This window comes from Bradyrhizobium sp. ISRA430, assembly GCF_029909975.1.
In the GTDB taxonomy this organism is placed as follows: domain Bacteria; phylum Pseudomonadota; class Alphaproteobacteria; order Rhizobiales; family Xanthobacteraceae; genus Bradyrhizobium.
In genome coordinates this window covers 3,101,223-3,111,749 of record NZ_CP094516.1, presented here as the reverse complement: position 1 = coordinate 3,111,749, position 10,527 = coordinate 3,101,223, and the positions used below count along the sequence as shown (strand labels likewise).

The window sequence follows — 10,527 nt, the reverse complement described above, 5'->3', positions numbered from 1 at the left end:
AGAACAAATGTGATTGGCTGCGAACGATGATGTGTGATGCTTAAGTCGGCCGGATTCGGTCCCTTTCGGTCAGACGAGATGGATGTCGGTGGTGGCGCCGAGCTTGAGCAGCGTAAGCGAAACGCTGTTGAGCGTGATCGTGTCGGTCGGGTCCACCGTGATCACGACGTTGGATCCCGACTGCACAACCGTAACGAGGCCGCCCGCAGCATTGTGCGCCGTTCCATTGGCGATCGCCGATGCGGTGGTGCCCGCGGCGAACATCGACGCGGAGAGCTGCAGGACGTCGTGATCGGAGCTGAGCGCATTCGCGTTGAAGTCGGTGATCACATCGCTGCCGAAGCCGGCGTTGTAGACGCCGTTCACCGTGGTGGGATTGATCGGCGCGAACACGAAATTGTCGACGCCTCCGCCTCCGCCTGACATGCGGTCGTTACCGGCGCCGCCGATCAGCGTATCGCCGCCACCACCACCGGACAGCGTGTCGTTGCCTGTGCTGCCCGTGATGGTATTTGCCGATGAGTTGCCAGTGCCGGTGAAGGCGGCGGATCCAGTGTAGGTCAGGTTCTGGACGTTGTTCGTCAGCGTATAGCTGGACAGTGTGGTGGTCACGCTCGAGCTCGCGCTGCCCGTTTCGACGACTGAAGTCGAAGCGCTGCTCACGAAGAACTTGTCGGCGCCGCCATTGCCGCGGAGTGTGACACTGCCGAATCCGCCGTCGCTGAGCGTATCGGCTCCAGAGCCGCCGGAAATCGTTTGTCCTGCCGCAGTTGCGGTCGAGGTAAAGCTTCCGCTTCCCGTATAGGTGAGGCTCTCGATATTGACGGAGAGCTGATAGCTCGAAAGGGAGGTCTGAACGGCGTCCGTACCATTCCCCGCAAGCTCGGTAACGACGGTCCCTGCGCTGGTCACGACGTAGGTGTCGTTGCCCGCTCCGCCGAACAAGACTACGCCGGTCTTGCCATTGTCCCTCAGCGTATCGTTACCGGCTCCGCCATTGAGGATCTGATTGGCGGCGCCGGCCGTCATGGTGTCATTGCCCGCGAGTCCGGAAATGATGGCGCCGGCCATCGTGCTCGTTAGGGTGTCGTTGCCGGACGTTCCATTGACGACGGCCGCCGGACCGAGCTGCGCCGCGGTGAGGACCAGCCCGTCGCTGAACTGGAACATCTCGACGTTGCTGAATGTCGCGGTGCCGTCCGGCGAAGCTGTTCTTGTATCGACAAGCTTGATGCTGCCATCGGCATTCTGCGTCTTGGTGTATTGGCCGAACTCGCCCGTGAACAAGACGGTGTCGGTGCCGTCGCCTCCGTTGAAAGTGGTGGTGCCGTGAAAGCCGCTGAACGTGTTTGCCGAGGCGTTGCCGGTGAGAGAGATACCAGTCGTGCCCGTGTAGACCACGTTCTCGACGTTGTCGGCCAGCACGAGGCTGGCAAGGTTGGTGCGAACCGTGTCAGTACCGCCATTGGGTTGTTCAATGATGATGTCATTGGCCCGCGTCACGACATAGGTGTCGTCGCCCGCTCCGCCGATCATGGTATCGACGATGCTTACCGGAGCGCTCGCGCCCGCGTCGGTCAGCGTGTCATTGCCATCGCCACCGTCCAGAATGGCGTTGCCTCCGGTGCCGGCGGTCAACGTGTCGTCGCCGCCCAGCCCGAAGAGGGTCTGGCCCGTGCTGGGGATGACGGCGGAGTTGGTCAGAGTATCGTTGCCCGCCGTTCCCATGATGGCGGAAAATGGCAGTAAAGCCTTGGCCACCACGCTGCCGTCACCAAACTGGAAATTCTGGATATTGATGTCGGTGTCGGTGCCGTCGGGCGAGCCATCGCGCATGTCGGCAGCAATGACGCTGCCGTCAGCATTCAAGGTGAAAGTGTAGTCGGTGGTAAGACCAGAATAGACTGCCGTGTTGGTACCGGTTCCGCCATCGATGATGTCATTCCCGCCACCGCCGCTGATGGTGTCGTTGCCGTCCAGGGCACTGATTGTATCGTTGGCCGAACCGCCGAAGATGATGTCGTTGCCGCTCGATGCAACCGCGGCGGCCCCATCCGTGATGGTGACGTCATGCCGGACCGCCAAGCCCTGTGGTCCGTTTGGATCGACGGCCAACGCGCCATCATTGAACATCAGCGCCAGATCGTATCCGAACAGCGTTGCGGTCAGGGCGCCCTGGATCGAGACGATGTTCACCCCCGGCGTCTGGACATGGACGTCGACCTCGCCGTCGCCCGTCATCGAAAACGCCAGGTTCGTACCATCGCCGGTCACGGAGAGCAGGTCAGCCCGCATCGGCAGGTAGTTGATATGTGTGACATCGTCCGCGCTGGTACCGAGCGTGACGTTGAAGGTGCCGCCATTCCTCGGCAGGAAGATGCTGTCGTTGTCGTAAGCGTACCAATTGCCCGCGTTCTGAATGATCTGGCCGGCACCGTTGGTGACATTCAATGCCATCGCGCCGAGATCGGGCGCCGTCGGGTCCGGTGTGATCGTCGCGGTGATCACGTTGCCATTGGTGGTCTCGGTCAGCGTCGCCTTTTGCTGTGCGGCAATGCGCGCGGCGAGATCGGAGACAGTGACGAACTCATAGCCCTGGTTGTAAGCGTAGGCGATGAAGTCCGTGAACATCTGCGTGTTGTAGCCCGAATCTGCGCCGGTGCCGTTGGTGTCCCAGTTTGTCGGCCCATAGTCGTGCCACGGCCAAACGATGATCGGTGCCGACGAGTTCGCCGAGAGCTGACCGAACAGTGTCTGCCAATCGGCCAGCGCCTGCGCCGGCGTCTTGTGCTGGTATCCGATCTCGGTGAAATCGAACGTGACATTGGGCGCGATATAGACCGAGTTGGTGTTGCTCGGATCGATGTAGCCGAAGGCATTGGGATAGCCCGCACCGGCGCCGGTCCAGCCGCCGGTGACGTAGCCGGTGAGGCCCGCCGTACTCTGGAAGTAGGGCAGAATCTGCGCCGACGTCGCGATGAAGTCATTGGCGCCGGGCACCGCCGCGCCAGCAAGCGTGATGCCGAGCTGCTGCTCAAGGATCGACTTCGATTGCCCGAACTCGTAGGCGAAGGTCCAGTTCGGCGCCGAGCCGTTGGCGGGCGCCGTGACATAGAGCGTGTTGGTATTCTCGTTCCAGGTGGAGACAACCTCGCCGTTGATGATCGTGGTCGGCACCGGATTGCCGTTGGCGTCGACCGTGGGCGGATTGATGAGATGGGTATAGGAGTGGGTGCCGATCTCGTTGCCCATCGCCATGAGGGCCTTGTAGATCGGGGCGGACACGGACCAATTCGTGAAGTTCGCGTTGGCCGTATTGGCGTCGTCGCCGATATTGGCGTAGTAGCTGCCGACGAAATTATACTGCTGCTTCCATTGCTGCAGGATCGGGATCAACTGGGCGTAGATGCCCGCGCCGCCGCCCTCGGGCGAGACGTCGGACGGGAACTGCGATTGGTCGAGATCGGTGCGCGAGGCGAGCACGCCCTGCATACGGGAGACATCGATCGTCAGGCTCGGCGTCGTGCCGAACACGGCGTTCTGGATCGCGTGCTGCAGCAGATTGCTGTCGCCGAGCAGGCCGGTGGTCGAAAATACGGTGTTGGTGCCGCCCGTGGTCGTTTGCACCACGCCGGCCACCGAGCCTCCGCCCTGGATGTTGATATCCGCCAGCACCGTGGCGGGCTGCGTCACGCCGTTGAAGGTGAGATAGCCGGTGTTGGTGTAATAGCCTGCCGGCTGGCCGGCGAATTGGCCGCTGGCGCCGCCGATCAGCTCGCCGGCGGTGTAGCCGGAGACCACGGAATTGTTGCTGGCCAGTGCATCCGCGTTGGCCGTCACTGAATACGTCGCGCTACCGGACTGGCCCAGCGTGACGTTCAGCAGCGACTGCATGTTGGCGTAGGAATTGCCGGATAGCGGCGCGCCGGTCTCGTCGTTGGTCAGGAAATTGCCGGCGGTAATGATCGGCACATGGTAATCGTAGACCACGTGGGTCAGTGCGCTCACGATCGCGGACACCTGGCTCGACTGGACATTCTCCATGCTCGGGAAGATCAGCGCGCTGTACTGCGAGAGCTTGGCGACGTTGGTCAGGTCGGCCTCGGTCAGGAGGTCATAGGAGACGCCGGCTGCCGCCGCCTGGTGTTGCGCGGCCATGAACAGGTCGGCATAGGCGGTCTGTCCCGCCCCGCTGGCACCAGGAACCGATCCTGAGCCCGACTCGCCGCCGCTGCCGGCGCCGCCGAAATACAGGGCGGCCGTCGTTGCCGAATAGATGATTGCGACTTTCTTGACCGTATGATCGACCGGGATCAGCGTCGAGGGATCGGTAATGGTGTATTGCGGACCGCTGAAATCGCCCGGCAGTGCGACCGCGCCATTGTTGACCAGGGCGGCAAAATTGATCGAGGTGGGCGCGGCGCCGCCGGCGGGCGTCAACAGTGCCTGCGGGATCGCCAATTCGACGCTCTTGCCATCGGCCGACATGGCAAAATTGAGCGGCGCGCCGTTGTTGAGCAGGGTCTCGGCGCCATTCGGCGCCACGGAATACAGATAGGGCTTAAGCGTATTGTTGTTGTTCACGTCGGGCGCGAACTTCACGTAATATTCCGCGCCAATCGTGCTGCCGAACACTTTGTAGCCGGTCGTGGCGTTCTGGTCCGTGTTCAGATAGATGAAGGTGTTTGATGCGATGACCGGATCTTCCGCGGCGGTCGCCTCAATGCCGATGACGTAAGTCTTGCCGAGGGTCGCATCGTCGATCAGGGCGCCGTCGATCTGGTAATTCGCGACGGCATTTCCCGGCCTCTCGACGGAATCGGCCGCGGGCCAATCCGCAAACTGACCATCGAGCGTGATCAAGTTTCCGATCGTGACGGGAGGGCTTGCCGGAACGGACGTATCGGTGATGGTGTATTGCGGGCTGTTGCTGAAATCCCCGGGCAGCGCAGCCTGCCCATTGTTGATCAGGGCCGCGAAATTGATCGAGGTCGGCGCGGTGCCGCCCGATGGCGTCAGCAGGGTTTGCGGGATCGCGATCTCGACACTTTCACCGTCGGCCGAGATGCCGAAGTCGAGCGGCGCTCCACCGTTGATCTGGGTGGCAACTCCGGCGGAATCGACCGAATAGAGATAGGGCTGGAGCGCGCCGCCCTGGCTGGCGATGAACTGGACGAAGTACTCGGCCCCCACGCTGCCGAACGGGCTATAGCCGGTCGTTCTGCTCTGATCCGTGTTCAGATAGATGTAGGTGAATGCAGCGATGGTCGGGTCGGTCGCCAGTGTCGCGTTGATGCCGATCAGATACGTCTTGCCGAGTGTCTGATCGTCGAGAAGAGCGCCATAGACCTGATATCCGGCGACGGTGTTTGACGGCGTCATGATGGCTTCGGCCGCTGGCCAATCGGAGAACTGCCCGTCAAGCGTGATCAAGTTACCAATCGTGGTCGCCATGTCTGCCATTCCTCAAGCGATCTCGCCCTAGCCATGACAGCGACGTTGCGGGCCGTCTGAAGCGGCGCAATGTTTTCAAACGTTGTCAGGGCTGGCGCGGAGATGAGTTGCGTGCGTGATGCAGGAAGACGCGATTAGTTTCCCCCTCGGAGAGCCAGTCGAAGCCCAGGCGTTGACGTGCTACCACAATGCAAAGCGTGCAATCGGTCCAGCAGGATTCCCTGTCGCATGTCAGACTTGGTCTGATGGCCGATCGAGAGCGGGAATCACGGGCGGACGCCGCAACCAGCCTGCCGGAAAGTCTGGTGCTCCCTCGTTGAAGCGAATGAAGATTGGCGGCCGCTTTGGCAGGCAAAGCGCTAAAGCGGGATGAGTATTGGTTGAATCGACGCAGGCCGAGAGCTCGAAGCACTCTCGCGTCGGCGATAGGTGAACGCAGGACAGCAGGCCGAACCTGATTTCGTCATGCGCCAGGCATTGACAGAACGGATCAGATCTGAGGACCGGCGGCATCGGGTCGCAGGCCGAAGCCAGGTGAACTGAGCGAGCGAGGCCAAACTGCCGCTGCGGTCTTCGTGCGCGAGCACATCCGCAGTAGCCGGCCCTGGGGCTACGCCCCGCTTGATCTGGATCAAGCCTGCTGGGCGAGATGGGACGTTACGCTCCGCGCGTGTGTCACTGCTCAAGACCCGGGCCTCAAGCCTTGAAGACACTTCGCCAGCTCCTGTCCGCGGACGACATCATTCAGTTCGTGATCCGGCTCGGATTGCTGGCGCTGCTGATCGTCTGGACCTTCCTCATCATCAAGCCCTTCGTGCCGATCCTGACCTGGAGCGCGGTGCTTGCGGTGGCGTTCTATCCGGCGTTCGGCTGGCTTGCCAAGCGCCTCGGTGGCCGGCCCCGGATCGCCGCGGCCATTCTCACCTTGGTCACGCTTGGTATCGTCATTGGTCCTGCCACCTGGCTTGGCCTCAGCGCCGTCGAAGGGATTAGGGATCTCGCAAGCCAGATCGCCACCGGCGATTTCGCGCTTCAGGCCGCTCCCGAGCAGATTAAGGGTTGGCCGCTGGTCGGACCATGGCTCTACGATCTCTGGACTGAAGCCTACACCAATATCCGGGCGGCTCTGCGCGAGATCGCGCCATATCTGAAGCCGCTCGCCGGGATGATGTTGTCATTCGCGGGCAGCGCCGGTCTCGGCACGCTCGAGTTTCTGCTGTCGGTGCTCGTCGCCGGCTTCCTATTCCCGTACGGGCCGCAGCTCGTCGGCGCGGTCCGCGGCTTCCTGTTCCGCATCGTGCCGGAGCAGAGCGAGCATTTTCTGGAGCTTGCCGGCGCGACCATCCGCGCGGTGTCGCAGGGCATCATCGGCGTCGCGATCGTGCAGGCGCTTTTGGCGGGCATCGGCTTCAAGCTCGCAGGCCTCCTGAGCGCCGGCTTGCTCGCCGTCATCGTGCTGCTGCTGTCGATCGTGCAGATCGGTGCCACCATCGTCCTTCTTCCCGTGCTCATCTGGATCTGGATGGACAAGGACGTGACCACGGCCTTGCTCCTGACGGTCTATCTCGTCGTCGTCGGTCTGCTCGACAACATCTTAAAACCGCTCGTCATGGGCCGCGGCCTGACGACGCCGACGCTCGTAATCCTGATCGGGGTGATCGGCGGGACGCTCGCGCACGGGATCATCGGTCTCTTCATCGGGCCGATCATCCTGTCGGTTGCCTGGGAACTGGCGGCGGCCTGGATCCGGATCGATCGCGCCACGCCGGCCTCGGACGTCGTCGCCGACCGTTGACCTATGTCAACGTCGGGGGATTGCAGACCTCCTTGAATGGGGGCCTGCGACGGCGAGGTCGAATATGTCGATGAAAAACGTAAGACTGCCGGGCGGCCCAATGTCGGGCTGGGTGTCCTCCGCCGTGGAATACATGGTCGATGCGGGACAGCGCAGCGTCCTGTTCCTGGACATCATGCGCCAGCGCGGCGACCAGTATCGCGAGCATGTCGCACAGACCGCCCCGCACGTCCTGCAATATGCCGCCGAATTGATCATTGACGGCCGGACGCTGGACGAGCCGGTCAACTACGCGCTGGTGCGCATCATTCCGCCCAGCGATGTCGAGATCGATATGGGCCGGCGGCCGTTCGTCGTGGTCGATCCGCGCGCCGGCCACGGCCCGGGGATCGGCGGCTTCAAGGCGGACAGCGAGATCGGCGTTGCGATGAAGGCGGGACATCCCTGCTATTTCATCGGCTTCCTGCCCGAGCCGGTGCCGGGCCAGACCATCGAGCGGATCGCGCGTGCGGAAGCGAAGTTCCTCGAGACGGTCATCAGCCGTCATCCCGAGGCTGACGGCAAGCCGTGCGTGATCGGAAACTGCCAGGCCGGCTGGGCCATCATGATCCTGGCGTCGCTGCGGCCCGAGCTGTTCGGCCCCCTGATCATCGCCGGCGCGCCGCTGGCCTACTGGGCAGGCGTGCACGGAAAATATCCGATGCGCTATTCCGGCGGCCTCTTGGGCGGAAGCTGGCTGACGGCGCTGACGAGCGACCTTGGCGCCGGAAAGTTCGACGGTGCCTGGCTGGTGCAGAACTTCGAGAGCCAGAACCCCTCCAACACGCTCTGGACCAAGCAATACAACGTCTATGCGAAGGTCGACACCGAGGCCGAGCGCTACCTCGATTTCGAGCGTTGGTGGGGCGGGCACGTCAATCTCAATGCCGAGGAGATCCAGTTCATCGTCGATGAACTGTTCATCGGCAACAATCTCGCCGCGGGTCGCATCGAGATGTCCGACGGACAGAAGGTGGATCTGCGCAACATCCGCTCGCCGATCGTGGTGTTCTGCTCCAAGGGTGACAACATCACCCCGCCGCAGCAGGCGCTGGACTGGATCCTCGACTGCTACGCCGACGTCGATGAGATCAGGGCCTATGGCCAGACCATCGTCTACACCGTCCACGAAAGTGTCGGTCATCTCGGCATCTTCGTCTCCGGCGGCGTCGCGAAGAAGGAGCATGCGGAATTCTCGAGCAATATCGATCTGATCGACGTGCTACCGCCCGGGCTCTATGAAGCCACGTTCGAGGCCCGCGGCCCCGAGACGGTTAATGCTGATCTCGCGGCCGGCCAGTGGGTGATGCGCTGCGAGGCCCGAACGCTCGACGATATCCGTGCGATGGGCGGCAATTCGCCGGAGGACGAGCGCCGCTTTGCCGCTGCCAAGCGCATCTCCGAGCTCAATCTCGCGGCCTACCAGAAGTTCGTGCAGCCTTGGGTCAAGCGGATGGTGACACCGCAGATCGCCGAATGGGCGCGCAAGATGCATCCGCTGCGATTGCAATATGAGGCGTTCAGCAGTCAAAATCCCTGGATGTCCACCGTCAAGGCGGCCGCCGACCGTGTCGAGGACAATCGCAGGCCGGCTTCGGATGACAATCCGTTCCTGGCGTTCCAGGAACAGATCTCGAAACAGATCGTCCACGCGCTCGATAGCTGGCGCGACGCGCAGGAGGCGCTGAGCGAGATGATCTTCCTCAACGTCTACGGCTCGCCCGTGCTCCAGGCTGCCGTCGGCGTCGACCCGAATGCCGTGCCAACGCGCCGGCGTGAGATGTCGCCGGAGCACCGCGCCATGCTGGCGAAGCGGATCGCCGAGCTGAAGTCGAGGATCGGCGAGGGTGGACTTCGCGAAGCCGCACTTCGCGCGCTGCTTTATGTCGGCTCCGCGCGCGGCATGGTCGACGAGCGAAGCATCGAGGCGCTGCGGCAGGTTCGGCGCGACCACGCCGGTCCTCGGCTGACGCTGTCGGAATTCAAGATGCTGGTGCGCGAGCAGTTTTTCATGCTGCTGCTGGACCGCGAGGGCGCCCTGGCCACCATCCCGCGGCTGTTGCCCGACGACATGACGCTACGGCGCGGGGCCTTCGCGGCGATGCGCGAGGTGCTGTCGGCGAGCGCGGACATCACCGGTGAACGCGCCAAGCGTCTGAAGCACGTCGCCGAGCTGTTCGGTCTGGACGGCGAAGGGGAGTCGACCTCGAACGTCGCCCCTTTCGACTCCAAGGCAAGGGCATCGTAACGCGGATTGGCAGGATCGGGAGTGACACCATGTCGGACACGACGCAAGCCAAGCCCGGCAGCAAGTATGAGCGCCTGATCGCGGCGGCCAGAGCCGCACCGCCAACCCCGACCATGGTCGTGGATCCCTGCGACGAGACCTCGCTCCGCGGCGCCGTCGACAGCGCGAGCGCCGGCATCATCCGGCCGGTCCTGGTCGGGCCCGAGAAGAAGATCAGGGACACGGCTGCTAAATTCGAACTTGACGTCTCCGGCTTCGAGATCGTCGACGCGCCGCATAGTGAGGCGGCAGCCGCGAAGGGCGTCGAACTGATTCATGCTGCCAGGGGCGAGCTGCTGATGAAGGGCAGCCTGCACACAGACGAGCTGATGCGCGCCGTGACCGCCAAGGTCGGCGGCCTGCGCACTGACCGGCGCATCAGCCATGTCTTCGTCATGGACGTGCCGGCCTACGCCGAGACCATCTTCGTGACGGACGCCGCCATCAACATTTTTCCGGATCTGGACGCCAAACGCGACATCATCCAGAACGCGATCGATCTCTACAATCAGGCCGGCTTTGGCAAGACGCCGCGCGTTGCGATTCTGTCGGCGGTCGAGACGGTGACCTCGAAAATCCCCTCGACGATCGAAGCCGCAGCCCTCTGCAAGATGGCTGATCGTGGGCAGATCACCGGCGGCGTGCTCGACGGTCCCTTGGCCTTCGACAATGCCATCGACATGGAAGCGGCGCGGATCAAGGGCATCGCCTCCGAGGTCGCCGGCCGTGCGCAGATCCTGGTCGTTCCGGATCTCGAATCCGGCAACATGCTCGCCAAGAACCTCGCCTATTTCGCCAAGGCGGATAGCGCCGGCATCGTGCTTGGCGCGAGGGTGCCGGTCGTCCTGACCTCGCGCGCGGATTCACCGCGCGCGCGGATGGCATCCTGCGCGGTGGCGGCGCTCTATGCCCGCGCCCGGCGCCAGACGGCGCCGACGGTTGCCGCGTGACC

The 10,527-nt window shown here is 63.1% G+C and carries 4 protein-coding genes; 3 read left to right on the top strand and 1 reads right to left on the bottom strand.

From position 1 onward, the window contains the following. Window positions 1-69 precede the first annotated feature (69 nt). Window positions 70-5,454 (bottom strand): hypothetical protein, encoded by a 5,385-nt coding sequence (locus MTX21_RS15060; RefSeq protein ID WP_280965583.1) that lies wholly within the window; start codon window positions 5,452-5,454, stop codon window positions 70-72. A gap of 649 nt (window positions 5,455-6,103) precedes the next feature. Between MTX21_RS15060 and MTX21_RS15055 the strand changes: the two genes are divergently transcribed. The 3 genes from MTX21_RS15055 (at window position 6,104) to MTX21_RS15045 (ending at window position 10,525) form a co-directional block, all read left to right on the top strand. Continuing rightward, a complete protein-coding gene (locus MTX21_RS15055; RefSeq protein WP_280965582.1) occupies window positions 6,104-7,249 on the top strand; it encodes an AI-2E family transporter in 1,146 nt (381 codons plus the stop codon). Window positions 7,250-7,313: 64 nt separating this feature from the next. Next, window positions 7,314-9,536, top strand: a complete 2,223-nt coding sequence (locus MTX21_RS15050) for a DUF3141 domain-containing protein (RefSeq protein ID WP_280965581.1) — start codon at window positions 7,314-7,316, stop codon at window positions 9,534-9,536. Window positions 9,537-9,565: 29 nt separating this feature from the next. Continuing rightward, complete coding sequence (locus tag MTX21_RS15045) at window positions 9,566-10,525, top strand: phosphate acetyltransferase (protein ID WP_280965580.1); 960 nt, start codon at window positions 9,566-9,568, stop codon at window positions 10,523-10,525. Window positions 10,526-10,527 lie beyond the last annotated feature (2 nt).

Excerpts from the sequence above, each read along its gene's own strand:
- MTX21_RS15060 (WP_280965583.1), bottom strand. The coding sequence starts at position 5,454 with ATGGCGACCACGATTGGTAACTTGATCACGCTTGACGGGCAGTTCTCC.
- MTX21_RS15055 (WP_280965582.1), top strand. The coding sequence starts at position 6,104 with ATGGGACGTTACGCTCCGCGCGTGTGTCACTGCTCAAGACCCGGGCCT.
- MTX21_RS15050 (WP_280965581.1), top strand. The coding sequence starts at position 7,314 with ATGTCGATGAAAAACGTAAGACTGCCGGGCGGCCCAATGTCGGGCTGG.
- MTX21_RS15045 (WP_280965580.1), top strand. The coding sequence starts at position 9,566 with ATGTCGGACACGACGCAAGCCAAGCCCGGCAGCAAGTATGAGCGCCTG.